This is a genomic window from Neisseria sp. S1, assembly GCF_048060015.1.
GTDB lineage: Bacteria > Pseudomonadota > Gammaproteobacteria > Burkholderiales > Neisseriaceae > Neisseria > Neisseria arctica.
In genome coordinates this window covers 11,778-34,357 of the sequence record NZ_JBLUPI010000008.1, presented here as the reverse complement: position 1 = coordinate 34,357, position 22,580 = coordinate 11,778, and the positions used below count along the sequence as shown (strand labels likewise).

The following is a 22,580-nucleotide window of genomic DNA, read 5'->3' as shown; positions in this document are numbered from 1 at the left end:
TAATGAATAAACATGCGACAAGACTCCGCCGTGCACGCAAAACCCGTGCCCGTATTGCGGATTTAAAAATGGTAAGATTGTGCGTGTTCCGTACAAATAGCCATATTTATGCCCAAATCATCAGTGCTGAGGGTGATAAAGTATTGGCTCAGGCTTCTACTTTGGAAGCAGAGGTGCGTGATAGCCTGAAGTCCGGTGGTAACGTTGAAGCTGCAGCTTTAATTGGTAAGCGTATTGCTGAAAAAGCAAAAGCTGCCGGTGTGGAAAAAGTTGCATTTGATCGCTCTGGTTTTCAATATCACGGTCGTGTAAAAGCTTTGGCTGAAGCTGCACGTGAAAACGGTTTGAGCTTCTAATAAAGATTTTGGAGACCTTGAGATGGCAAAACATGAAATTGAAGAACGCGGTGACGGCTTGGTAGAAAAAATGGTTGCCGTTAACCGTGTCACTAAGGTAGTAAAAGGTGGCCGTATTATGGCTTTTTCTGCCTTGACAGTAGTTGGTGATGGCGATGGTCGTATTGGTATGGGTAAAGGTAAATCGAAAGAGGTTCCTGTAGCCGTACAAAAAGCTATGGATCAAGCACGCCGTAATATGATCAAAGTACCGTTGAAAAATGGCACTATTCATCATGAAGTAATTGGCCGCCATGGTGCGACTCGTGTCTTTATGCAACCTGCCAAAGAAGGTAGTGGTGTAAAGGCTGGTGGACCCATGCGTTTGGTATTTGATGCAATGGGCATTCATAATATTTCCGCAAAAGTACACGGCTCTACTAATCCATATAATATTGTACGTGCAACTTTGGATGGCTTGTCAAAACTATATACTCCTGCTGATATTGCAGCAAAACGCGGCTTGACCGTAGAACAAATTTTGGGAGCTGAGCATGAGTGAGCAAAAAAAGATTAAAGTGACTTTGGCTAAAAGCTTGATTGGTACTATTGAGTCACATCGTGCTTGTGCTCGTGGTTTGGGTCTACGCCGTCGTGAACATACTGTTGAAGTATTGGATACCCCCGAAAATCGTGGCATGATCAATAAGATCAGCTACCTTTTGAAAGTGGAGTCATAACATGTTTTTAAATACTATTCAGCCTGCAGAAGGTGCTACTCATGCAAAGCGCCGCGTTGGTCGTGGTATTGGTAGCGGTTTAGGTAAAACTGCGGGCCGTGGTCATAAGGGCCAAAAAAGTCGTGCAGGCGGTTTTCATAAAGTAGGATTTGAAGGCGGTCAAATGCCTTTACAACGCCGTTTGCCTAAGCGTGGCTTTAAATCTTTGACAGCATCTTCAGCTGCGGAAGTTCGTTTAGGTGAGCTTGCATTGGTTGCTGTAGAAGAAATTGATGTTCTATCACTTAAGCAGGCTGGTTTGGTTTCAGCTAATGCATTGAGTGTTAAAGTTATTGCTTCTGGTGAAATTAATAAGGCAGTGACTTTGAAAGGCATTAAAGCAACTAAAGGTGCCAAAGCTGCAATTGAAGCTGCTGGTGGTAAAGTAGAAGAGTAAAGCTAGGATCGAACGTGGCTAATCGACAATCTTCATCAGAACTATCTAAGTTTGGTGAGCTGAAAAACCGGTTATTATTTTTGTTGGGGGCGCTCATTGTATTTCGTATTGGAGCCCACATTCCTGTTCCGGGTGTAGATGCAGTCGCGTTGGCTAAGCTATATGAAAGCGCAAGTAGCGGCATGTTGGGCATGTTGAACATGTTTTCCGGCGGGTCGCTAGAGCGCTTTAGTATCTTTGCTATCGGCATAATGCCATATATCTCGGCTTCTATTATCGTACAACTGGCCTCTGAAATCTTTCCCTCCTTAAAAGCTTTGAAAAAAGAAGGTGAAGCAGGTCGCCGAGTTATTACGAAATATACCCGATATGGCACTGTATTGCTGGCTGTTTTCCAAAGTTTTGGTGTTGCTACATTTGTATATCAGCAAAATATTGTTGTTGCTCCTCAATTTGAATTTTTTGCATCAACTATTATTTGTTTGGTAACAGGAACCATGTTTTTGATGTGGTTAGGTGAGCAAATTACTGAACGTGGTATAGGCAATGGTATTTCATTGATCATTGCGGCAGGCATTGCAGCAGGTATCCCAGCAGGCATTTCTAAGCTTTTGACGCTAACTAGCCAAGGTTCTATGAGCATGTTGGCGGCTGTGGCAATTGTAATAGGTGCTTTATTGCTGGTATATATAGTTGTAGTTTTTGAAAGTGCCCAAAGAAAGATTCCTGTACATTACGCTAAGAGGCAAGTTGGTAGTAGCCGTTTTGTTCAAGGCCAAGCTACGCATATGCCATTTAAATTAAATATGGCAGGGGTTATCCCTCCTATTTTTGCTTCTAGCATCATTATGTTTCCGGCAACTATTTTGGGATTGTTTGGGGCGACTAACACAGATAGTTGGTTACATAAAACTGCTGCTGTATTGCAGCATGGCCAACCTATATATATTTTGCTATTTGCTGCAACAATTATTTTCTTTTGTTATTTTTATACGGCATTGGTTTTTAGTCCGAGAGAAATGGCTGAGAATTTGAAAAAAAGCGGAGCATTTGTGCCAGGTATTCGCCCCGGCGAGCAAACTTCAAAATATTTGGAAAAAGTAGTACTTCGGTTAACTTTTTTTGGTGCTTTATATATCACAATTATCTGTTTGATTCCTGAGTTCTTAACTACTGCGGTAAATGTTCCTTTTTATTTAGGTGGAACCTCTTTGCTGATCTTAGTGGTTGTGACTATGGATTTTAGTACACAAATTGCATCTTATCGGATGACTCAGCAATATGAGCATTTGATGAAGCGCTCAGATATGAAATCATTGTCTCGTAAATAAAACTATGGCTAAAGAAGATACCATACAAATGCAGGGTGAGATTTTAGAAACCTTGCCAAATGCAACATTCAAGGTAAAACTTGAGAATGATCATGTAGTACTTGGTCATATATCGGGAAAAATGCGGATGCACTATATCCGAATCTCTCCAGGTGATAAGGTTACTGTTGAGCTAACACCTTATGACTTAACTCGTGCTCGTATTGTATTCCGGGCCCGGTAATTACATAAAGAAAGGATTAAGTAATGCGTGTACAACCTTCCGTTAAGAAAATTTGCCGTAATTGCAAGATTATTCGCCGTAATCGTGTAGTACGTGTAATTTGTACTGACCCTCGCCACAAACAACGTCAAGGCTAATTTTGCTTTGGTAATAAAATCGTGGTATAGTAAAAGACTTTTTGCCCTAAAGGAAAAAATATGGCTCGTATTGCAGGGGTAAATATCCCTAATAACGCCCATATCGTAATTGGTTTGCAAGCCATTTATGGTATTGGTGCTACTCGTGCTAAGTTGATTTGTGAGGCTGCTGGTATAGTGGCTAGCACTAAAGTAAAAGACTTGGACGAGAACCAGTTAGATGCTTTACGTGAGCAAGTTGCCAAGTATGAAGTAGAAGGTGATTTGCGCCGCGAAGTGACTATGAGTATCAAGCGCTTGATGGATATGGGATGCTATCGTGGCTTTCGTCATCGCCGCGGCTTGCCGTGCCGTGGCCAACGCACCCGTACCAATGCCCGTACCCGTAAAGGTCCGCGCAAAGCGATTGCCGGTAAGAAATAATTTTTAAGGATTTGATTAATGGCTAAAGCAAACACAGCCTCGCGTGTACGTAAAAAAGTACGCAAAACCGTAAGTGAAGGTATTGTGCATGTACATGCATCTTTTAACAATACCATCATTACTATCACTGACCGTCAAGGCAATGCATTGTCTTGGGCTACCTCTGGCGGCGCTGGTTTTAAAGGTTCGCGTAAAAGTACACCATTTGCAGCTCAAGTAGCTGCGGAAGCCGCTGGTAAAGTTGCCCAAGAGTATGGCGTTAAAAATTTAGAAGTTCGCATTAAAGGCCCTGGCCCCGGTCGTGAATCTTCTGTTCGTGCGCTCAACGCTCTTGGCTTCAAGATTACCAGCATTACCGACGTTACCCCGTTGCCTCATAACGGTTGCCGTCCGCCTAAAAAACGTCGTATTTAATATTGGAGTGATTGAGATATGGCACGTTATATCGGCCCAAAATGTAAATTATCCCGCCGTGAAGGCACAGATTTATTTTTGAAGAGTGCACGTCGCTCTTTAGAATCTAAATGTAAATTAGATTCTGCCCCTGGGCAGCATGGTGCACGTAAGCCCCGCTTGTCTGATTATGGTTTACAATTGCGTGAGAAACAAAAAATTCGCCGTATTTACGGAGTGTTGGAGCGCCAATTCCGTCGTTATTTTGCAGAGGCTTCTCGCCGCAAAGGTTCTACGGGTGAGTTGTTGCTGCAATTGTTAGAGTCACGTTTGGATAATGTGGTATATCGAATGGGTTTTGGTTCTACCCGTGCAGAAGCTCGTCAATTGGTATCCCACAAAGCTATTACCGTAAACGGTCAGGTTGTAAATATCCCTTCTTTCCAGGTGAAGGCAGGCGATGTGGTTGCCGTTCGCGAAAAAGCAAAAAAACAAGTTCGTATTCAAGAAGCTTTGGGCTTGGCTGCTCAAATCGGTATGCCTTCTTGGGTTGCTGTTGATGCGAACAAAATGGAAGGTGTATTCAAAAATATGCCTGATCGCTCAGAGTTAACTGGCGATATTAATGAACAGCTGGTGGTTGAGTTCTACTCTAAATAACGCTAGCTCAGTGAGGGACAGTTAAATGCAAAACAGCGCTTCTGAATTTTTGAAACCCCGCCAGATTGATGTGAATACCTTGTCTGCAAGTCGTGCCAAGGTATCTATGCAACCTTTTGAGCGTGGCTTTGGCCATACTTTGGGTAATGCTTTGCGCCGTATCTTACTGTCATCCATGAATGGTTTTGCTCCGACTGAAGTAGTCATTGCGGGTGTGCTGCATGAATATTCCACCTTAGACGGTGTTCAGGAAGATGTCGTAGATATTTTACTGAACTTGAAAGGAGTGGTTTTCAAGCTACATGGTCGGGAACAAGTATTGTTAACTTTGAAGAAGTCAGGAGCGGGCCCCGTGCTTGCTTCTGATATTGATTTGCCACATGATGTGGAAATCATCAATCCTAGTCATGTGATTTGCCATTTATCAGATAATGGCAGCATTGAGATGGAAATCAAAGTTGAGCAAGGCCGTGGTTATCAATCTGTTTCAGGTCGCCGTGCAGTACGCGATGATAATAAGCAAATTGGTGCTATTCAATTGGATGCGAGCTTTTCGCCCATCAGCCGTGTTAGCTTTGAGGTAGAACCTGCACGCGTTGAGCAGCGTACAGACTTGGATCGCTTGGTACTGGATATCGAAACAGATGGGTCTATCGATCCTGAAGAGGCCGTGCGTAGTGCCGCTCGGATTTTAATCGACCAAATGTCGATTTTCGCGGATTTACAAGGCACACCTGTTGAAGAGGTTGAAGAGAAAGCACCTCCGATTGATCCTATTTTGCTGCGCCCGGTTGATGATTTGGAACTGACAGTACGTTCAGCCAACTGCCTGAAAGCTGAAGATATTTATTATATTGGTGATTTGATCCAACGTACTGAGACCGAGTTGTTAAAAACACCGAATTTAGGCCGTAAATCTTTAAATGAAATTAAAGAGGTACTAGCGTCTAAAGGTTTGACGTTGGGATCGAAGCTGGAAGCTTGGCCGCCTGTAGGCTTAGAAAAGCCGTAAGTTTGTAGATTAAAGGATAATGACATGCGTCATCGTAATGGTAATCGTAAATTAAACCGCACCAGCAGCCATCGTGCTGCTATGCTGCGTAACATGGCAAACTCTTTGTTGACCCATGAAACTATCGTAACTACTTTGCCTAAAGCAAAAGAGTTGCGTCGTGTAGTAGAACCATTGATTACTTTAGGTAAGAAGCCATCTTTGGCTAACCGTCGTTTGGCTTTTAACCGCACTCGTGATCGTGATGTTGTGGTGAAATTGTTTGACGAGTTGGGCCCGCGATTTGAAGCCCGTAATGGTGGTTATGTTCGTATTTTAAAATATGGCTTCCGTAAGGGTGACAATGCTCCTTTGGCATTAGTAGAGCTTGTTGATAAAGCCGTTGAAATTGAAGTAACGGAACAAGCCTAATTCATGTTTCAGTTAAAAACCAGCCGTAAGGCTGGTTTTCTTTCTTTGTAGAAAAAGAATCTGGCTCATAAAGAAAGCATTGAATCTAAACAAACATTATGTAAGTACTTAATTTGTATTTAATAGTGTCTTTTCCAAATTGACTGATATTTTATCCGAGAGTGTATATGCTTTATGATAAAATTCAAGCTATTGCTAGATCAATAATAGATAGTAAAGGGGAGACTTATGTTTCGTTGGTTGACCTTGGTAATATTGTTTTTATCATCGGTTACGTGGGCGCAAAGGGTTATTCCAGAAGACATGGATATTGCTGTTTTAAAACAGGTCGATTATCCAAATATTGCTTTAGGGCATAATGGTATCTCATGGATTCAGCTTTTGACTTTAGGCTGGCTGGATAATAGTAAAGTATTACAGGTCACACAAGATGTGCGTATCCGAGATGAGCGAAATCGTTTTATTGTACGGGGAAAGCTGGCTGCCTATATGGGAAAAGCAGTAGCCATACGTCGAGACGGTAGCAATAATATTAATGAAATTTGGATTTTAACTGAGCCTGAACATTATGTTTTTCAACAGCGTGCGGCTCAGCAACAGTAGTGGAATTATTTTAAGATGAAAAAAGTATTTATTCGTACCTTTGGTTGTCAGATGAATGAATATGACAGTGAAAAGATGCTGTCCGTATTGGCCGAAGGAGATGATTTGGTTCAAGTTAGTGAAGCTGAAGAAGCCGATATTATTCTGTTTAACACATGTTCTGTGCGAGAGAAGGCACAGGAAAAGGTATTTTCAGACTTAGGAAGAGTTAAGCCATTAAAAGCTAAAAATCCTAATTTAATTATTGGTGTTGGTGGGTGCGTTGCTTCCCAAGAAGGGGAGGCAATTGTTAAGCGAGCTCCGTTTGTTGATGTAGTGTTCGGTCCTCAAACTTTACACCGTTTGCCGGGTATGATTCAGGAGAAGAAGGAAACAGGCCGGGCTCAAGTAGATATTTCATTTCCGGAGATCGAAAAATTTGATCATTTGCCTCCGGCTAGAGTAGAGGGAGGAAGTGCCTTTGTATCTATTATGGAGGGGTGCTCTAAATATTGTAGCTTCTGTGTAGTACCTTATACTCGTGGAGAAGAGTTTTCCCGGCCGTTAAATGATGTGCTTACTGAAATTGCCAATTTGGCTCAGCAAGGGGTAAAAGAAATTAATTTGCTCGGGCAAAATGTAAATGCCTACAGAGGTTTAATGGATGATGGTGAAGTATGTGATTTTGCTATGCTCCTGAGAGTTGTGCATGAAATTCCGGGTATAGAGCGTATACGTTTCACTACGAGCCACCCACGTGAGTTTAGTGATCGCATTATTGAGTGTTACCGGGATTTACCGAAATTAGTATCGCATTTGCATTTGCCGATTCAGAGTGGGTCCGATCGTGTATTATCTGCAATGAAGCGCGGATATACAGCTTTGGAATATAAATCGATTATTCGAAAACTTCGTGCTATCCGGCCGGATTTATGTTTGAGTTCTGATTTTATCGTTGGCTTTCCTGGAGAAACCGAACATGAATTTGAGCAAACTTTGAAGTTGGTAAAAGATATTGCGTTTGACTTAAGCTTTGTCTTTATTTATAGCCCTCGCCCGGGAACACCGGCGGCCAATTTGCCGGATGATACTCCGCACGAAGAGAAAGTACGCCGTTTGGAAGCTTTGAATGAAGTGATTGAGGCTGAAACAGCGCGCATCAATCAAACTATGGTTGGTACGGTACAGCGTTGTTTAGTTGAAGGGGTGTCAAAAAAAGATCCGGAACAGTTACAAGCGCGGACGGCTAATAACCGCGTAGTCAATTTTACCGGCCACCACCGCTTGATTAATCAAATGGTGGATATTGAAATTAAAGAGGCCTTTACTTTCTCATTGCGTGGCGAAATTGTAACTTCTGAATCTTAAGAGCCATATGGATAAACCGCTTTCTCCTTAGGTAAAGCGGTTTTCTTGATAGGCTTTACCATAATGTGCGCATCCAGCGTAATTGGTTCAATTTTAGCAAACTTACCGATAAGGAAACCGACATGGCTTTTTTAAAACTTACCGAGCAAAATGTGCAGGGTAAAACAGTTTTAATCCGTGCTGATATGAATGTCCCTTTTAAAGACGGAGAGATCAGTGACGATACCCGTATCCGCGCTTCATTGGCCTCTATCCGTTATTGTTTGGATAATGGTGCGGCTGTGATTGTAATGACCCATTTAGGGCGTCCTACCGAGGGTGAGTTCCAGCCTGAAGACGATGTGGCACCTGTAGCGTCGCATCTGGGCAAGCTCTTGGAGAAAGATGTCGCAGTTTTGAATGATTGGCGTACCAAGAAGCCTGCCTTACAAGCCGGTGAAGTGGCGATGTTGCAAAATGTCCGCATCAATAAAGGTGAGAAAAAAAACGATTTGGAGTTGGGTAAGGCTTACGCCGCTCTGTGCGACATATTTGTAAATGATGCCTTTGGAACGGCTCACCGCGCCCAGGCATCTACAGAAGCGGTTGCGCAAGCTGCGCCGCTTGCCTGCGCCGGTGTGTTGATGGCTAGTGAATTGGATGCCTTAGGTAAGGCTTTAAAAGATCCGGCTCGCCCGTTGGTAGCTATTGTAGCGGGTAGTAAAGTTTCTACTAAACTGACTATTTTGGAAAGTTTGGCTGATAAAGTCGATCAATTGATTGTCGGCGGCGGTATTGCCAATACTTTTTTACTTGCGCAAGGGAAGCCCATCGGTAAATCTTTGGCAGAACATGATTTGGTAGAAGAGTCTAAACAAATTATGGCTAAAATGGCTGCCAAAGGCGGAGTTGTTCCTTTGCCGGTAGATGTTGTTGTTGCCTCTGAGTTTGCAGCAGATGCACCCGCTACGGTGAAAGCGGTAGAAGATGTTGGTGCAGATGATATGATTTTGGATATTGGTCCCAAATCGGCGGAAGCTTTGGCAGATATGTTGAAAGCAGCGGGCACTATTGTTTGGAACGGCCCGGTAGGTGTATTTGAGTTTGATCAGTTTGCAGGAGGTACCGAAGCGTTGGCCAAAGCTATTGCGGATAGTTCGGCATTCTCTATAGCAGGCGGCGGAGATACGCTGGCTGCCATTGCCAAATTCGGCGTTACCGACCAAATTAGTTATATCTCAACAGGTGGTGGTGCTTTCTTGGAGTTTTTAGAAGGTAAAGAATTGCCTGCAGTGGCAGTTTTAGAAAAGCGCGCATAAGGTTTAACAGAGATATTGAGTTAATGTAATTAAAAAATATTTCTATTTGATTGAGGCCGTCTGAAAATTTCAGACGGCCTCTTTATGGATGTATTAAAACACATTATTTTTCTAAGGCATAAACTGTAAGTCGGACAGTCGGCCATAAAGGCTTGGACATAGCATGCTTGGACGACTAGCATAAATAAACCCCGACTAGGCGGATGGAATTTCGGTACAATATCGCCTACCGAAGAAATATGAAAATTTATGAATCAAACACATACGACAGTCAACCGATTGATTACAATTGCTTTATGTGCTGGCGAGGCTTCAGGGGATTTACTCGGGGCCCATTTGATGGCAGCGATTAAAGAGCGGTGTCCGAATGTCCGTTTTATCGGTATCGGTGGGCCGCGCATGCAGGCACAGGGAATCGAAAGCTTGTATGACCAAGAAAAATTAGCAGTTCGCGGTTTTGCCGAAGTGGTGAAACGGCTGCCTGAGATTTTAAAAATCCGCAAAGGTTTGGTAAGCGAGCTCAAAAAAATCCGCCCTGATGTGTTTGTCGGTATCGATGCCCCTGATTTTAATCTGGGGGTAGAGGAGAAACTGAAAAAAGCAGGTATTGCAACAGTGCACTATGTCAGCCCCTCCGTATGGGCGTGGCGGCGTGAGCGTGTACAGACCATTGTGCATCAGGTGAACCGCGTATTATGCCTCTTCCCGATGGAGCCCCAGCTGTATCAGGCTGCGGGCGGGCGGGCAGAATTTGTCGGACATCCGATGGCACAAACCTTGCCGTTAGATGCGGACCAAACGGCAGCAAGGCTACAGATGCGTATTGATTTATGGGAAACGGTATTTACATTGATGCCGGGTAGTCGGGTGAGTGAGATCGACTATATGGCACCGCTGTTTTTCCGAACCGCCAAATTGTTGCTGCAGCGCTATCCGAGCGCACGCTTTTTGTTGCCGGTTGCTACCTCGGCAACCCGCCAGCGTCTGTTGGAAATTTTAGGGCAGGATGAGTTTGTCGGCTTGCCGGTACAGTTGATGAGCGCACATGCAGATTTGGCGTGTACGGCCGCTGATGTGGTATTGGTTACCAGCGGTACGGCAACGCTTGAAGTGGCTTTGTGCAAGCGCCCGATGGTGATCAGTTACAAGATTTCGCCGTTAACTTATGCTTATGTGAAACGGAAAATAAAAGTACCGTATGTAGGGCTGCCTAATATTCTTTTGGGTAAGAGAGCCGTTCCCGAGTTGTTACAGAGACAAGCCAAACCGAAAAAATTGGCGGCAGCAGTTGCCGAATGGTATGAATCACCGCAAGATGTGGTCGAATTGAAACAGGATTTTTATCAGCTGCACCGGTTATTGAAAAAAGACACGGCTGCATTGGCCGCAGCCGCTGTTTTGGCTGAAGCGCGGGTATAACATATTTTCAGGCCTACTGGCGCGGATAGTTAATAAAATAACTTTTGCTTAAATTGATATTTGGTGCTTGTAAAGATGCCGTCTGAAAAAATCATCATCTTTCAGAGGGCCTAGTCTGATAATTACCGTATAAGGCAAGTAAGTTTAGTGCTTACTTCAATAACCGGTGGGTGTAATCCGAAATAGTTTCTGGAAAATTAATGGAACAGATTTTGATTGCAGGAGTGGATGAAGCAGGGCGGGGGCCTTTGGTAGGCAGCGTATTTGCCGCCGCCGTTATCCTGCCCTCTGATTATGATTTGCCGGGGCTGACCGATTCTAAAAAACTCAGTGAAAAAAAGCGTGATATGCTGGCTTTGGCCATTAAAGAACAAGCATTGGCTTGGTGTGTGGCATCAGCAAGCGTCGGCGAGATCGCACAGTTGAATATCCTGCACGCTACCATGCTGGCAATGACGCGGGCTGTTAAAGGATTGGAGATTGAACCCCAGCTTATCCGTATCGATGGTAACCGTGTGCCGCAGGATTTGGCCGCCAATGCGGAAGCCGTTGTTCAAGGAGACAGTAAAGTAGTGCAGATTTCTGCGGCGTCTGTTTTGGCTAAAACAGCGCGTGATGCAGAAATGTATGCATTAGCCGAACGTTATCCCCAGTATGGCTTTGAAAAGCATAAAGGTTACGGTACGGCCGCACATTTGGCCGCCTTGGCTGAGTTCGGCGCATTAGCCGAACACCGTAAAGATTTCGCCCCTGTGCGTGCTGTTTTGGCACAAGGCAAATTATTTGAATAAATGGCAGGTGCAAGCAATTGGAAAGTGAGCGGATTTTGCTTGTTAGTTTGCTATTTCTCGCATTAAAAATGCCGTCTGAAAAATATTTTCAGACGGCATTTTTAATAATTTACATATATATTTAAGGTTTGGGCTCTTGCATCATGCTATTGACTTGCTCCGAGAGTGCATGAAGGTCAAGCCAGCCCATTTGGTTGAATAGAGTAAGTATCAACATACCCACCACCAGCATGACCATCAGATAAACGATATAGCCGATTAAGATTTTAAGACCGGATTGTCCGCTCATTCTTGATAAGCCGATAATCTGCACCCAAAAAATCCAAACCTGCCAAAACAATCCTGCAAAGGCGAGTGCCGGAACATACATGACTGCCAAAGAGGGGATAACCAAAGCCTCGGTAATCAGAATAAACCCGAGCAGCGGCAGCTTCGGACTACCGTAATAGTGCAGCAGGCGGCTCATAACGCGTGCCAACACTAGCCATTTGGATACGCTTAGCAAGAGAGTGAAGCCAATGGCGCCGTTGCTGTTACCGAAAAGGGGCGACATACCGGCCGCGTTAACTGCTCCTGTGAGCAGCAGAATGCCGAAAATGGCGGGCGGTGTGTAGCGGTAATGTTCGGGCTCACGGTAGCGTAACCGTAGTACATCCCACATATCGCGTAATAAATGATAAAGCATCAGTCGAATACCACTGTTTTGTTGTTGTAAGAAAGTACGCGGCTTTGCAAATGCCATTTTACCGCGCGGGCGAGTACGATTTTTTCTAAATCACGGCCTTTTTCGATTAAGTCGGGAATATCGTCGCGGTGTGAAACGCGAGTAACTTCCTGTTCGATAATCGGGCCTTCATCCAGCTCATCAGTTACATAATGGCTGGTTGCTCCGATCAGCTTTACGCCGCGGGCATGGGCTCGATGGTAAGGTTTCGCACCATCAAAGGCGGGTAAGAAGCTATGGTGGATATTAATCACTTGGTTCGGGTATTGTTGGACGAATACGGGCGATAAAATCTGCATATAGCGTGCTAATACTATAGTATCAACATTAGCTTTTTCCAAGAGGGCCAATTGGCGTGCTTCGGCCTCCGCCTTATTTTCCCGTGTCGTAACGATATGATAGAAGGGAATACCGTGGCGTTCGACCAAATCGCGTACTGAATCATGATTGCCGATTACCAGAGGAATATCGCAGTTTAATTCGCCGATACGGTGGCGGTGTAGCAAATCGGAAAGGCAGTGTTCGTATTGTGAGGTAAACAAAGCGATACGGCGGCGGGTGTGCGAGAAATGTAGTTGCCAACTCATGCCGAAAGCGTCGGCTACAGGAGCGAAGGCCCTTTCGATGGCTTCGCGGGTTTGCAGAGTAAAACCTTGCATATCCCACTCTACGCGCATCAGGAATAATTTCTCAATAGCATCTTCATGTTGGTCGGCGTGGATAATATTGCCGTTGTGTTCCAAAAGAAATAAGGAAATCGCATGTACCAAGCCTTTACGGTCGGGAGCGGTAATCAGGAGTGTAGCGGTTTGTTTTGAGGAGTCGGTCATATTGTTATCTTTATGCAATACTGTCTGCTCGGAATTTTTCCCGAAAAAACGGTTATTGTAGCTTAAAACGGTTTTTTTCGCAGTGTATACGGCAAGGCCGTCTGAAAACTTATAAAAGTATTTTCAGACGGCCATTACTAATTTAGATGTGGATTTGGAATACCTAGGGCTTATATGTTTCAGACTATAGTTGAGATATTCCTACGCCAAGATCGGTTAAGCATGATCGTGTAACTCTGCGGCATGGAGGGTATTTTCAAGCAAAGTAGCAATAGTCATCGGACCCACACCGCCCGGAACGGGGGTAATCATAGACGCACGCTCTTTGGCAACATCAAATTCTACGTCACCGCAGAGTTTGCCATCTGGTAAACGGTTGATGCCGACATCAATCACAACCGCTCCGGGTTTGATCCATTCGCCTTTGACGAAATTCGGAATACCAACTCCTACCACTACGATATCCGCGGCTGAAACCTCTTCGGCCAAATTTTTTGTTTTGCTATGGCAGATGGTAACCGTGGCACGCGCCAGCAGCAACTCAAGCATCTGAGGGCGGCCGACAATATTCGAAGCCCCCACTATCACTGCTTTTTTTCCTTCGGGATTGATGCCGTAGGTTTCCAGTAGCGTCATGACACCTTTGGGGGTGCAAGGCCGCATCAGGGGCATTTTGACAACCAGCCTGCCGACATTATAAGGGTGGAAGCCGTCGACGTCTTTGTGTGGCAAAATCCGCTCCAAGATTACTTGGCTGTCAATTTGTTTCGGTAACGGCAGCTGTACAAGAATACCGTCTACTTCCGGATTGGCATTCAATTCATCTACCAGTTTCAAAAGGGTTTCTTGCGAGGTGTCGGCGGGCAGCTCATATGAAAGTGATTTGAAGCCGACTTTCTCGCAGGCGATTTTTTTATTGCGTACATATACCGCACTGGCGGGATCGTCGCCGACCAGTATCACGGCTAAGGCTGGTGTGCGCAGCCCCTTGGCTTGGCGTTCGGTTACTTTTTCGGCTACTATTTGCAGGCGTTGTTGGGATACTTCTTTACCGTTAATTAATTGGGCAGTCATCGTAGGCGACCTCTATGTATTGGGTTGGCAGGAAAGAAAAAACAGGCGCAATTATCGCATTTTTTGTTTGCAATTTCACCTTTTTGTAAAGATAAGTATATTGGGGGTACTATATCTTTGAAGTGGTATGTTTTACCTAAATATCTTTAAAATTTAATGATATAAAATTTTTTGTAATTTATTTAAGTACGATTGCTTGACGTTTTTTTGACTGTGGGGTATAGTTCGCATCTCTCGTCGGGGCGTAGCGCAGTCTGGTTAGCGCACCTGTTTTGGGAACAGGGGGTCGTGAGTTCGAATCCCACCGCCCCGACCAGTTTTAGCACCGTGAGAGTAAGCACGATACGACAAGGTAGAGCGCCCGTAGCTCAACCGGATAGAGCACCCGCCTTCTAAGCGGGCGGTTACAGGTTCGATTCCTGTCGGGCGTGCCAAAAAGTTTATTTTGCGGTGGCTGTAGCTCAGTTGGTAGAGCCCTGGATTGTGATTCCAGTTGTCGTGGGTTCGAGCCCCATCAGCCACCCCAATCCATATCAAAACCCGCTTCAACTTGAAGCGGGTTTACTTTATCTTTATCACCACTTAAATTTATACCGTTTAAACTAAGGTTTATAGGTATAGATTTTGTCTATATGTCATAATATTTCTTATAGAGTGCCGGCTGCAATCATTCAGACGGCTTTAATTGTCTAAATAAAGCGGCTTCGGTATGATGCGGGCTTATTCTTTAATTTTAAATCCCTTTGCCGACAGGAAAGTCGAATCATGAAAAATTGGCCTCAACCCGACTTTATTCGCAAAATCTGCCCGCCGGAACAATTGGCGCAGAGATTGGCCGGCTTGCCCCGACCGCTGGTATTTACCAACGGCTGCTTTGATATTCTGCATCGAGGCCATGTAACTTATCTTGCTCAAGCGCGTGCTATGGGGGCGGCTATGATATTGGCTTTAAACACTGATGCGTCGGTACGCCGTTTGGGCAAGGGTAGTGATAGGCCGGTGAATCCCTTGGAAAATCGTGTAGATGTTGTGGCAGCATTGGAAAGTGTGGATATCGTTACTTGGTTCGATGATGATACGCCGGCTGCATTGATTGAGTTAATTAAACCAGATATTTTGATTAAAGGGGGGGATTGGGCACCCGAAAAAATAGTTGGTGCGGAGGAAACCTTGGCTCGAGGTGGAAAAGTGTATTCGATTCCGTTTTTATACCAAACCTCAACTACGCAAACCTTGGCTAAAATCCGTAGGGTAGAGGGTCAGCAGACATGACTGTACTAAAACCCCGCCATTGGAAGCTTTTGGCGGCTTTGGCAGAAGGTAATGCCTGCCATATTTTCGAATTGAGCCAGATTGCAGGGGTACAGCCCCAACATATTAATGTAGTCTGGCAGCAGATGCCGCCGCATATCCGGGGGTTGTTGCGGCAACAAGACGGGCAATGGCGTTTGGTCAGACCATTGGCTGTGTTTGATGAAATCAAAGTCAAGAATGTTGCTGCCCGTTACGGTTTTCGGGCGGCATTAAAAAATGAATGCACTTCCAGCAATGATCTTTTATTAGAAATGGCGAGGCAAAATCTGCAGCGGGTGCATCAGGCTTTGGTGGTGGCGCACCAACAGGCGCATGGCCGCGGACGGCAAGGGCGCCGTTGGCAACATCGGTTGGGTGAATGTCTGATGTTCAGCTTCGGATGGGTATTTGATAAGCCACAACACGAGCTGGGTGCGTTGGCATTGGTGGCGGCTTTGGCTTGTCGTCGTGCTTTAGACAGCTTGGGTGTAGCGGTACAAATCAAATGGCCTAATGATTTGGTTATCGGTCGTGATAAATTGGGCGGTATTTTAATTGAAACTGTACGCAGTGGCGGTAAAAGTATTGCTGTTGTGGGTGTAGGAGTGAATTTTGTTTTGCCAAAAACGGTGGAGCAAGCCACATCGGTACAGGCAGCTTCGGCATCTCAGCTATTGTCTGCAAATAATATTTTGGATGCTTTATTGGCTCAATTGGCAGATGGTTTTTCCCGTTTTGAAAAGACAGGTTTTATGTCGATGAAGGGGGACTATGAGGCCGCTAGCCGTGATATGGGACGGTCCGTACGCTTGCTCAAGGATGGGGAAGTGGTAGAAGAGGGTGTGATGACAGGTGTGTCGGAACACGGGGCTTTGCTCTTGGAAACTTCGCAGGGTAATAAACAGGTAGTGAGCGGCGAAATCAGTTTGCGGCCGAATGAAGACTTACCCAAACTATCATCGGTAAAGCCTAGGCGCTTGTTATTATTGGATGGCGGCAACAGTCAGTTGAAGTGGGCATGGGTGGAACAAGGGCAGATTGTTTCCGTCGGTCGTGCGCCTTATCGTGATTTGTCGAAGTTGGGACAAGAATGGCAAGAGCGGGGGGGCGGTGTAGAAAAGATTATAGGTTGTGCCGTATGCAGTACGCAGAAAAAAGAACAGGTAGCAGCCCAGTTGCCTGAGCAAATCGAATGGCTCTCTTCGATGCAACATGCTTTAGGGATACGAAACCATTACCGCAATGTTGCCGAACATGGCGCCGACCGCTGGTTTAACGTGCTTGGCAGCCGCCGTTTTAGCAGCAATGCTTGTGTGGTGGTGAGCTGTGGTACGGCAGTAACGGTAGATGCGTTAACTGAAGATGACCATTATCTCGGCGGTACGATTATGCCGGGCTTTCATTTGATGAAGGAGGCTATGGCGCTGAAAACGGCTAATCTTAATCGTCCGATCGGGAAAGTTTACCCGTTTCCCACGACTACTTCTAACGCATTGGCCAGCGGTATGATGGATGCGGTTTGCGGTTCGGTAATGCTGATGCATAGTCGGTTGCGTGGAAAAACTAATGCAGATAAAGCGGTGGATGTGGTGATTACCGGAGGTGGTGCGGCCAAGGTGGCACAAGCTTTACCGGAATCTTTTAGCTTGGACAATCATATTAAAATTGTAGATAATCTCGTCATTTACGGATTACTCAACTGGATTGAACAACAATGAAATGGCTCTTTGCCGTACTGGTTGCACTCAATATTATCGTTTTCGGGGGAATGGTGGCGGGACGCGTAGCGGAAAAGCAAAAAGCCGTAGTCGCGCTGACAGTACCTGTTGCTTCAGGCCGTCAGGAACTGGCGGTGCCGGATTTGAAAACAGCACCTGAAGTGATGGCTTCCGATGATGGGCGTGATGCTTGGATTACTGCTACCGAAGAGCGTCCTTTGGCGGAAATCATTGCCGCCGCCGATATACCGGAGGGGGAGCGCCAAAAACTATTGAATGAAGAAAAGCAAAAAGAGCAGCAAAGGCGCGAACAAGAGCGTAAAGCTCGTGAAGAGCGCGCCCGCCGTGAAGCGGAGCAGGAAAAGCAACCAGAGCAAGTGCAGGCCAAACCTGTGCAACAATGCAGTGCCAGTATTACTTTAGACGAAGATGATTACCACCGGATTAAAGGATTGTTGACCCAATGGCCGCATGCAGCGACCCGTACGGTAGAGCAACGCAGTAGCACACGAGCCAAGACATCTGCTCCGGCCAAGAGCTATCGGGTTTTGGTGCCTACCGGGGGAGATGCTTTGGCAAGGTTGGATAGCTTGAATGCTAAAGGTTTTTCCGGTACTTTGCATAACGGTGACATCAGTATCGGCGTGGTGCGTAGTAAATCGGCTGCTCAAGTGTTGGTATCGCGTGTAGCGGCTGCTGGGTTCGGTGGTGCAAATGTCGTGGAGCAGGAGGATAAAAGCAGCACTGTTGCAGATAGCAGCCTGAGCGTGGCACGGATGCGCGTATTATTTATGTCGGTTGATGACAAGGCTGCCCAAGGAATTAATGCGGTAGTGGGTAATTACGGTAAACTCAATCGCAGCAAATGCAAATAAATCGATATTAGGCAGGAAAACTCAAAAGTTTGTTTAATTTCTTCATAAGAAGAAAAACTGTATCGTTTGCAGTGGCAGATCGGACTGTATTCTGAAAAACACCAAACCCACTATGAAAAATAGCGGGTTTGGTGTTTTCGGTTTTGAGTAGGAAAAATGGAACACTAAATTACTTTAGATACAACCTCCGTGTAATTCGGATATGGGGAAAGAGGAATAAAATGTTTAACGGCCTCGAAGTCGAATGACTTGTTGGTTTTAATTATTATACATAAATGATAATAATTATCAATATTTATTGTTATTATTTTTAAAATTTTTAAATAAGTATTTGAAAAAATAAAATAGTTTGAAATATTGTGATGCTGGCCGTCTGAAAATTCTCAGACGGTTCTATTTTTGTGGGTTAATGGTTAGGCCGGAGAGTGTGAAAATATTTTAAAAGATGATTTCCTTACTAACTTGCTTATGGGTAGCTATTATTCAATAGGCAAATATAAGAGCTAACTTTTAATTAATATATATAAATGTTATCAGTTATTTCGATAAGTAAATTAAATGGTAAGACTGCCGGGTAGTGAATACCGTATAATCCGTATATTCCGATTTATTTAAAGAATAATTATGTCCGCTATGCAGCAAATTTACCATACCGTTTCACAAGACCTGCTTGCCGCCAATGGCTTGGCTCCTGAAATTTTGGAGCAAAGTCTTGGTTTAATCGGCAACAGAAAAGTGGATTACGCCGATATATATTGCCAACGTACTGCGTTTGAGAGTTGGCATTTGGAAGAAGGGATTGTGAAATCAGGTAGTTTCCAGATTGATCAAGGTGTAGGTGTGCGTGCGGTAGCCGGGGAAAAAACAGCTTTTGCTTACGCCGACAGCCTGCATCCGGATTCTATGCGTCGAAGTGCGGAGGCTGTACGGGTGATTGCTGATGCAGGGCAGGAGTACTCAACATGTATTCCCGTGCCTGTATATGGTAAAAGCGTACATGCGCTTGCCAATCCGATTGCCAGCCTTGATTCTGCGGCGAAAGTCGCTTTGCTCAACAAAGTGGAGGCGTTGGCTAAAGCGGCTGATCCGCGGATAGTACAAGTGATGGCGGGCTTAACCTGCGAATACGACTTGATATATATCGCCCGTTTGGATGGAAAACACAGTGCCGATATCCGCCCGTTGGTGCGCCTGTCTGTGACTGTAATTGCCAAGCAAGGTGAGCGTCGGGAACAGGGCAGTGCGGGTGGTGGAGGCCGCTTTGATCTGACGTATTTTGATGATGCGGTAATCAGCGGTTATGTGCAAAAAGCTGTGGGACAGGCGCTGATAAATTTGGAATCGCGGCCTGCACCGGCGGGAGCGATGAAAGTTGTATTGGGTAACGGTTGGCCGGGTGTACTATTGCATGAAGCAGTCGGCCATGGATTGGAAGGTGACTTCAACCGCAAGCAGACCAGTGTGTTTTCAGGGCGTATTGGCGAGCGTGTTGCAGCAAAAGGCGTTACTGTGGTGGATCAGGGTGATATTGCCGACCGCCGAGGGTCGCTCAATATTGATGATGAAGGCAATGAAACCGGGCGGACGGTGCTGATTGAAGACGGTATTCTCACCGGCTATCTGCAAGACGAAACCAATGCCCGCTTAATGAATACCCGCAGTACCGGTAACGGGCGCCGGGAAAGTTATTCTGCCGTGCCGATGCCCCGCATGACCAACACGTTTATGGAAAACGGCAGCCATGACCCTCAGGAAATTATCGCTTCGATCGACAAAGGTTTGTATGCTGTCAATTTCGGTGGCGGACAAGTAGACATCACCAGCGGTAAGTTTGTTTTTAGTGCATCGGAAGCTTGGTGGGTAGAAAACGGCAAGCTTCAATATCCCGTTAAAGGTGCAACGATCATCGGCAGCGGCCCCGAAGTATTGAAACATGTGAGCATGATCGGCAATGATAGCCAGCTCGATAGTGGTGTGGGCGTATGCGGTAAAGACGGGCAAAGCGTGCCTGTCGGCGTTGGTCAGCCCACGTTGCGTATTGATGCGGGATTAACGGTTGGCGGTAGTGAGATTTAAAGGCGTTGCCAGTATCTTTTGCCGTATTTTAATAATGTTTTTTACATAAATGTTATATAGGTTGCCGGATATGTAGCAGCCAAATCAAATGCCGTCTGAAAATATTTCAAACGGCGTTTTTTTATCGGTTTTTGCAGCGATTGTTGTAATCGTGATAATAATTATGTGAAAAAATAATTAAGCTGGGGGATTATGGTGAGAATGCGGGGCGTATGGATTATTATAGCGGCATGATCAGCACCGGTTGAAACCTGATTTTCAAACGGTATCTTCATGCCAGGCAAGTACTGAACGACCAAGCATTTATTTTTCAGACGGCCTCATTATTATTTCTATTAACTTTCACTTTAATTCGATAATTATATGAACCCTTCCATCCAAGAGGCTTTGCGCCAACTTGATACGCTGATTTTAGGCAAAAAAAATGTTTTACAGCAGCTTTTAACTTGTGTGTTGGCCGGAGGGCATGTTTTATTGGAGGATGTTCCGGGTGTCGGCAAAACCACCTTGGCACATGGTTTGGCTGCTGTGTTGGGTTTGGATTTTCGTCGCGTGCAGTTTACCAACGATATGCTGCCGGCCGATTTGTTGGGTGTAAATGTATACCGTCCGAACGAAGGACGTTTCGAATTCCACCCCGGACCGGTGTTCCATCGTTTCTTGTTGGCCGATGAAATCAACCGAGCATCCCCGAAACTGCAATCTGCCTTATTGGAGGCAATGGAAGAGCGGCAGGTATCGGTGGATGGCCAAACCTATCGTTTGCCCGAGCCTTTTATTGTAGTTGCTACGCAGAATCCGACGGAGCAGTTGGGAACATTTCCATTGCCTGAATCACAGCTCGACCGCTTTATGATGCGCTTGAGCATGGGCTATCCTGCTGCTGAAGCAGAGAGACAACTATATGCAGAAGGCGACCGCCGTCAAAGTTTGCCGAGTTTGCAGCCGGTATGTGATGCCGCTGTGTTGGCGCAATGGCAGCAGCAGGCGGCAGAGGTTCGTTTCGCACCGGCAGCCGCGGATTATGTTTACCGTTTGGTAGCCGCCAGCCGCCAGCCGGGGCGTTTTGTATTGGGTTTAAGCCCGCGTGCGGGATTGGCGGTGGTTCGCGCTGCCAAAGCGTGGGCATTTATGCAGGGCAGGGCTCATGTGCTTCCCGATGATATCAAGGCAGTGTGGGTGCCGGTAACCAACCACCGCGTACAAACCTTACAGGCCGGCTACAATAGCGAGCAGGCTTTGACGGATATTTTGAATCATGTGGCTGTTGCCTGACCGTAGCCTGCCTGCCGTATCGGGGCGTTCTCCCGCTGTTCGCGATTTGTTATGGCGACCTACCCGTATGGGTGTCGGCTTGGCCGTAATGGTTATACTGTTGTGGTTGGTGGGTGTGAATTACCAAGTGAACCTTGCTTATGCGGCAGCCTTTTGGTTGGCCGGTTTCGCAGTGGTGGCGGTGTTGATGAATATGCGCCAGCTCTTGGGTATGAAGATTGACGTGGAAATGCCCAAAGAGGTTTTTGCCGGCGATCAGGCACACTTATTATTGACCGCCGAAGACAACCGCCGTGCCCGTTGGCTGTGGCTGTGTAATGAGGAAGAATGGCAACAGAGGCCGTCTGAAAGTGCTATTTGGCAAACTTGGCAGGTAGATGCGGCAGGTGATTGCCGTTTCGAATGGCATGTACCGGCGAGTCGGCGGGGCTACTTGTGCGTACCGTCGCTGCGTACCGCCAGTGTGGCTCCTTTCGGTTTGTGTATGGTGCAATGCGTGTGGCATTGGCCGAGTGATGCCGTGGTGTATCCCGCGCCTTTGCCGCATGACATTCCGGAAGCTGCGGCAAACGGTGATGATGCTGCTGCAAAAAGCAGTATGCAAGAAGGCGGCGAAGATCTGGCTTATTTGCAAGAACACCGTGAAGGCGCTTCTTTGCAGCATGTTGCCTGGAAAACTTTTGCCAAAACGGGAGAGCTGCTAGATAAACGTTTTGAGGATATTCCGCCTGCGGTAAATCAAAAGGTTTTGTCCTACCGTGATTATCCGGTGGGTACGCCGAAGGAGCGTTTGGCCGGATTATTGTGTTTTCGTGTGTTGGAGGCCGAAAGAGCAGGCTTGGCATATACGTTGGAATTACCGAACCAAACCATTGCTCCCCAAACCGCACAGCGGGAAAGGTGTTTGACGGCACTGGCTTTATGGTAGTGCGGCAATTTGTTGCGAGGCGTAAGAATGGAAAATATAAAGCTTACGCTGTTGCTGTTTTGTATCATTGGGTAGGAGAAAACGACAAATGCCGTCTGAAACTATTCAGGCGGCATTGGTATGTTTGGTTGCAGCGTTAAACAAGTATTTTTGATCGACGGGGCTTGCTGGTGTTTTGGTTACCTGAGGCCGTCTGAAAATTTGGAAAATAGTGCTTCGAGAGATGCG

Annotated in this window: 26 protein-coding genes and 3 tRNA genes; 26 read left to right on the top strand and 3 right to left on the bottom strand. The window is 45.8% G+C overall.

What is annotated here, in order from left to right; genetic code table 11:
* Nucleotides 1–2: 2 nt before the first annotated feature.
* The 17 genes from rplR (at nt 3) to rnhB (ending at nt 11,559) form a co-directional block, all read left to right on the top strand.
* On the top strand, nt 3–356 hold the full coding sequence (gene rplR / locus ACEPPX_RS07480; protein ID WP_047760986.1) for a 50S ribosomal protein L18: 354 nt from the start codon (nt 3–5) through the stop codon (nt 354–356).
* A 22-nt stretch (nt 357–378) separates the two neighbouring features.
* The gene (gene rpsE / locus ACEPPX_RS07475; RefSeq protein ID WP_047760985.1) at nt 379–897 is read left to right on the top strand and encodes a 30S ribosomal protein S5; all 519 of its coding nucleotides are present in this window, start codon (nt 379–381) and stop codon (nt 895–897) included.
* Nucleotides 890–1,075: a 50S ribosomal protein L30 gene (gene rpmD / locus ACEPPX_RS07470; RefSeq protein WP_047760984.1), complete on the top strand. Its 186-nt coding sequence runs from the start codon at nt 890–892 to the stop codon at nt 1,073–1,075. Before rpsE ends, rpmD begins: the two co-directional genes overlap by 8 nt.
* 1 nt (nt 1,076) lies before the next feature.
* On the top strand, nt 1,077–1,511 hold the full coding sequence (rplO, locus tag ACEPPX_RS07465) for a 50S ribosomal protein L15 (RefSeq protein WP_047760983.1): 435 nt from the start codon (nt 1,077–1,079) through the stop codon (nt 1,509–1,511).
* A gap of 14 nt (nt 1,512–1,525) precedes the next feature.
* Entirely contained in the window at nt 1,526–2,842 is a 1,317-nt protein-coding gene (gene secY, locus ACEPPX_RS07460) for a preprotein translocase subunit SecY (protein ID WP_416623535.1), read from the top strand.
* 4 nt (nt 2,843–2,846) lie between these two features.
* Nucleotides 2,847–3,065 carry a translation initiation factor IF-1 gene (gene infA / locus ACEPPX_RS07455; RefSeq protein WP_003684714.1) on the top strand — a complete coding sequence of 73 codons (219 nt, stop codon included), beginning with the start codon at nt 2,847–2,849 and terminating at the stop codon, nt 3,063–3,065.
* Nucleotides 3,066–3,088: 23 nt separating this feature from the next.
* Complete coding sequence (rpmJ, locus tag ACEPPX_RS07450) at nt 3,089–3,202, top strand: 50S ribosomal protein L36 (protein ID WP_003697674.1); 114 nt, start codon at nt 3,089–3,091, stop codon at nt 3,200–3,202.
* Nucleotides 3,203–3,262: 60 nt separating this feature from the next.
* The gene (gene rpsM / locus ACEPPX_RS07445) at nt 3,263–3,625 is read left to right on the top strand and encodes a 30S ribosomal protein S13 (protein WP_047760981.1); all 363 of its coding nucleotides are present in this window, start codon (nt 3,263–3,265) and stop codon (nt 3,623–3,625) included.
* Between the two features lie 18 nt (nt 3,626–3,643).
* Complete coding sequence (gene rpsK, locus ACEPPX_RS07440) at nt 3,644–4,039, top strand: 30S ribosomal protein S11 (protein ID WP_002216249.1); 396 nt, start codon at nt 3,644–3,646, stop codon at nt 4,037–4,039.
* An 18-nt stretch (nt 4,040–4,057) separates the two neighbouring features.
* Nucleotides 4,058–4,678 (top strand): 30S ribosomal protein S4, encoded by a 621-nt coding sequence (gene rpsD, locus ACEPPX_RS07435; RefSeq protein ID WP_047760980.1) that lies wholly within the window; start codon nt 4,058–4,060, stop codon nt 4,676–4,678.
* 25 nt (nt 4,679–4,703) lie between these two features.
* Nucleotides 4,704–5,690 carry a DNA-directed RNA polymerase subunit alpha gene (locus tag ACEPPX_RS07430; RefSeq protein WP_416623534.1) on the top strand — a complete coding sequence of 329 codons (987 nt, stop codon included), beginning with the start codon at nt 4,704–4,706 and terminating at the stop codon, nt 5,688–5,690.
* Nucleotides 5,691–5,714: 24 nt separating this feature from the next.
* Complete coding sequence (gene rplQ / locus ACEPPX_RS07425) at nt 5,715–6,101, top strand: 50S ribosomal protein L17 (protein ID WP_047760978.1); 387 nt, start codon at nt 5,715–5,717, stop codon at nt 6,099–6,101.
* Nucleotides 6,102–6,329: 228 nt separating this feature from the next.
* Nucleotides 6,330–6,704, top strand: coding sequence for a hypothetical protein (locus ACEPPX_RS07420; RefSeq protein WP_416623533.1), 375 nt, complete (start codon nt 6,330–6,332; stop codon nt 6,702–6,704).
* Nucleotides 6,705–6,719: 15 nt separating this feature from the next.
* Nucleotides 6,720–8,051, top strand: coding sequence for a tRNA (N6-isopentenyl adenosine(37)-C2)-methylthiotransferase MiaB (gene miaB / locus ACEPPX_RS07415; RefSeq protein WP_047760976.1), 1,332 nt, complete (start codon nt 6,720–6,722; stop codon nt 8,049–8,051).
* Nucleotides 8,052–8,173: 122 nt separating this feature from the next.
* Nucleotides 8,174–9,349 carry a phosphoglycerate kinase gene (locus ACEPPX_RS07410; RefSeq protein WP_416623532.1) on the top strand — a complete coding sequence of 392 codons (1,176 nt, stop codon included), beginning with the start codon at nt 8,174–8,176 and terminating at the stop codon, nt 9,347–9,349.
* A 249-nt stretch (nt 9,350–9,598) separates the two neighbouring features.
* Entirely contained in the window at nt 9,599–10,768 is a 1,170-nt protein-coding gene (gene lpxB, locus ACEPPX_RS07405; protein ID WP_416623531.1) for a lipid-A-disaccharide synthase, read from the top strand.
* 200 nt (nt 10,769–10,968) lie between these two features.
* Nucleotides 10,969–11,559, top strand: a complete 591-nt coding sequence (rnhB, locus tag ACEPPX_RS07400; protein ID WP_416623530.1) for a ribonuclease HII — start codon at nt 10,969–10,971, stop codon at nt 11,557–11,559.
* A 121-nt stretch (nt 11,560–11,680) separates the two neighbouring features.
* Here the strand turns inward: rnhB and ACEPPX_RS07395 are convergent, their stop codons facing one another.
* The 3 genes from ACEPPX_RS07395 to folD all read right to left on the bottom strand — a co-directional run bounded on the left by ACEPPX_RS07395 (nt 11,681) and on the right by folD (nt 14,187).
* Entirely contained in the window at nt 11,681–12,301 is a 621-nt protein-coding gene (locus ACEPPX_RS07395; protein WP_416623529.1) for a hypothetical protein, read from the bottom strand.
* Complete coding sequence (gene purU, locus ACEPPX_RS07390) at nt 12,244–13,113, bottom strand: formyltetrahydrofolate deformylase (protein ID WP_416623528.1); 870 nt, start codon at nt 13,111–13,113, stop codon at nt 12,244–12,246. Before purU ends, ACEPPX_RS07395 begins: the two co-directional genes overlap by 58 nt.
* A 216-nt stretch (nt 13,114–13,329) precedes the next feature.
* The gene (folD, locus tag ACEPPX_RS07385) at nt 13,330–14,187 is read right to left on the bottom strand and encodes a bifunctional methylenetetrahydrofolate dehydrogenase/methenyltetrahydrofolate cyclohydrolase FolD (protein WP_416623527.1); all 858 of its coding nucleotides are present in this window, start codon (nt 14,185–14,187) and stop codon (nt 13,330–13,332) included.
* 238 nt (nt 14,188–14,425) lie between these two features.
* On the opposite strand from folD, the gene ACEPPX_RS07380 reads away from it, so the two are divergent.
* From ACEPPX_RS07380 to ACEPPX_RS07340, 9 genes are all read left to right on the top strand, one after another.
* A tRNA-Pro gene (locus tag ACEPPX_RS07380) sits at nt 14,426–14,503 on the top strand.
* A gap of 41 nt (nt 14,504–14,544) precedes the next feature.
* Nucleotides 14,545–14,621, top strand: a tRNA-Arg gene (locus tag ACEPPX_RS07375).
* A 16-nt stretch (nt 14,622–14,637) separates the two neighbouring features.
* A tRNA-His gene (locus ACEPPX_RS07370) sits at nt 14,638–14,713 on the top strand.
* Between the two features lie 239 nt (nt 14,714–14,952).
* Nucleotides 14,953–15,459, top strand: a complete 507-nt coding sequence (locus tag ACEPPX_RS07365; RefSeq protein ID WP_416623526.1) for an adenylyltransferase/cytidyltransferase family protein — start codon at nt 14,953–14,955, stop codon at nt 15,457–15,459.
* Nucleotides 15,456–17,198, top strand: a complete 1,743-nt coding sequence (locus ACEPPX_RS07360) for a bifunctional biotin--[acetyl-CoA-carboxylase] ligase/type III pantothenate kinase (RefSeq protein WP_416623525.1) — start codon at nt 15,456–15,458, stop codon at nt 17,196–17,198. The genes ACEPPX_RS07365 and ACEPPX_RS07360 overlap by 4 nt, the downstream gene beginning before the upstream one ends.
* Entirely contained in the window at nt 17,195–18,073 is an 879-nt protein-coding gene (locus ACEPPX_RS07355; protein ID WP_416623524.1) for a hypothetical protein, read from the top strand. Before ACEPPX_RS07360 ends, ACEPPX_RS07355 begins: the two co-directional genes overlap by 4 nt.
* A gap of 633 nt (nt 18,074–18,706) precedes the next feature.
* Complete coding sequence (gene tldD / locus ACEPPX_RS07350; protein ID WP_047761898.1) at nt 18,707–20,149, top strand: metalloprotease TldD; 1,443 nt, start codon at nt 18,707–18,709, stop codon at nt 20,147–20,149.
* 363 nt (nt 20,150–20,512) lie between these two features.
* On the top strand, nt 20,513–21,424 hold the full coding sequence (locus ACEPPX_RS07345) for an AAA family ATPase (RefSeq protein WP_416623523.1): 912 nt from the start codon (nt 20,513–20,515) through the stop codon (nt 21,422–21,424).
* On the top strand, nt 21,408–22,352 hold the full coding sequence (locus ACEPPX_RS07340) for a hypothetical protein (RefSeq protein WP_416623522.1): 945 nt from the start codon (nt 21,408–21,410) through the stop codon (nt 22,350–22,352). The genes ACEPPX_RS07345 and ACEPPX_RS07340 overlap by 17 nt, the downstream gene beginning before the upstream one ends.
* Nucleotides 22,353–22,580 lie beyond the last annotated feature (228 nt).

Bases quoted from the DNA above. Each gene is read 5' to 3' on its own strand.
- ACEPPX_RS07365 (WP_416623526.1), top strand. From the start codon at position 14,953: ATGAAAAATTGGCCTCAACCCGACTTTATTCGCAAAATCTGCCCGCCG.
- rplR (WP_047760986.1), top strand. From the start codon at position 3: ATGAATAAACATGCGACAAGACTCCGCCGTGCACGCAAAACCCGTGCC.
- ACEPPX_RS07355 (WP_416623524.1), top strand. From the start codon at position 17,195: ATGAAATGGCTCTTTGCCGTACTGGTTGCACTCAATATTATCGTTTTC.
- ACEPPX_RS07395 (WP_416623529.1), bottom strand. From the start codon at position 12,301: ATGGCATTTGCAAAGCCGCGTACTTTCTTACAACAACAAAACAGTGGT.
- rpsD (WP_047760980.1), top strand. From the start codon at position 4,058: ATGGCACGTTATATCGGCCCAAAATGTAAATTATCCCGCCGTGAAGGC.
- ACEPPX_RS07430 (WP_416623534.1), top strand. From the start codon at position 4,704: ATGCAAAACAGCGCTTCTGAATTTTTGAAACCCCGCCAGATTGATGTG.
- ACEPPX_RS07410 (WP_416623532.1), top strand. From the start codon at position 8,174: ATGGCTTTTTTAAAACTTACCGAGCAAAATGTGCAGGGTAAAACAGTT.
- infA (WP_003684714.1), top strand. From the start codon at position 2,847: ATGGCTAAAGAAGATACCATACAAATGCAGGGTGAGATTTTAGAAACC.
- rpsK (WP_002216249.1), top strand. From the start codon at position 3,644: ATGGCTAAAGCAAACACAGCCTCGCGTGTACGTAAAAAAGTACGCAAA.
- rpsE (WP_047760985.1), top strand. From the start codon at position 379: ATGGCAAAACATGAAATTGAAGAACGCGGTGACGGCTTGGTAGAAAAA.
- rpsM (WP_047760981.1), top strand. From the start codon at position 3,263: ATGGCTCGTATTGCAGGGGTAAATATCCCTAATAACGCCCATATCGTA.
- ACEPPX_RS07360 (WP_416623525.1), top strand. From the start codon at position 15,456: ATGACTGTACTAAAACCCCGCCATTGGAAGCTTTTGGCGGCTTTGGCA.
- rplO (WP_047760983.1), top strand. From the start codon at position 1,077: ATGTTTTTAAATACTATTCAGCCTGCAGAAGGTGCTACTCATGCAAAG.
- rnhB (WP_416623530.1), top strand. From the start codon at position 10,969: ATGGAACAGATTTTGATTGCAGGAGTGGATGAAGCAGGGCGGGGGCCT.
- miaB (WP_047760976.1), top strand. From the start codon at position 6,720: ATGAAAAAAGTATTTATTCGTACCTTTGGTTGTCAGATGAATGAATAT.
- lpxB (WP_416623531.1), top strand. From the start codon at position 9,599: ATGAATCAAACACATACGACAGTCAACCGATTGATTACAATTGCTTTA.
- ACEPPX_RS07345 (WP_416623523.1), top strand. From the start codon at position 20,513: ATGAACCCTTCCATCCAAGAGGCTTTGCGCCAACTTGATACGCTGATT.
- rplQ (WP_047760978.1), top strand. From the start codon at position 5,715: ATGCGTCATCGTAATGGTAATCGTAAATTAAACCGCACCAGCAGCCAT.
- folD (WP_416623527.1), bottom strand. From the start codon at position 14,187: ATGACTGCCCAATTAATTAACGGTAAAGAAGTATCCCAACAACGCCTG.
- rpmJ (WP_003697674.1), top strand. From the start codon at position 3,089: ATGCGTGTACAACCTTCCGTTAAGAAAATTTGCCGTAATTGCAAGATT.
- ACEPPX_RS07340 (WP_416623522.1), top strand. From the start codon at position 21,408: ATGTGGCTGTTGCCTGACCGTAGCCTGCCTGCCGTATCGGGGCGTTCT.
- purU (WP_416623528.1), bottom strand. From the start codon at position 13,113: ATGACCGACTCCTCAAAACAAACCGCTACACTCCTGATTACCGCTCCC.
- rpmD (WP_047760984.1), top strand. From the start codon at position 890: ATGAGTGAGCAAAAAAAGATTAAAGTGACTTTGGCTAAAAGCTTGATT.
- tldD (WP_047761898.1), top strand. From the start codon at position 18,707: ATGCAGCAAATTTACCATACCGTTTCACAAGACCTGCTTGCCGCCAAT.
- ACEPPX_RS07420 (WP_416623533.1), top strand. From the start codon at position 6,330: ATGTTTCGTTGGTTGACCTTGGTAATATTGTTTTTATCATCGGTTACG.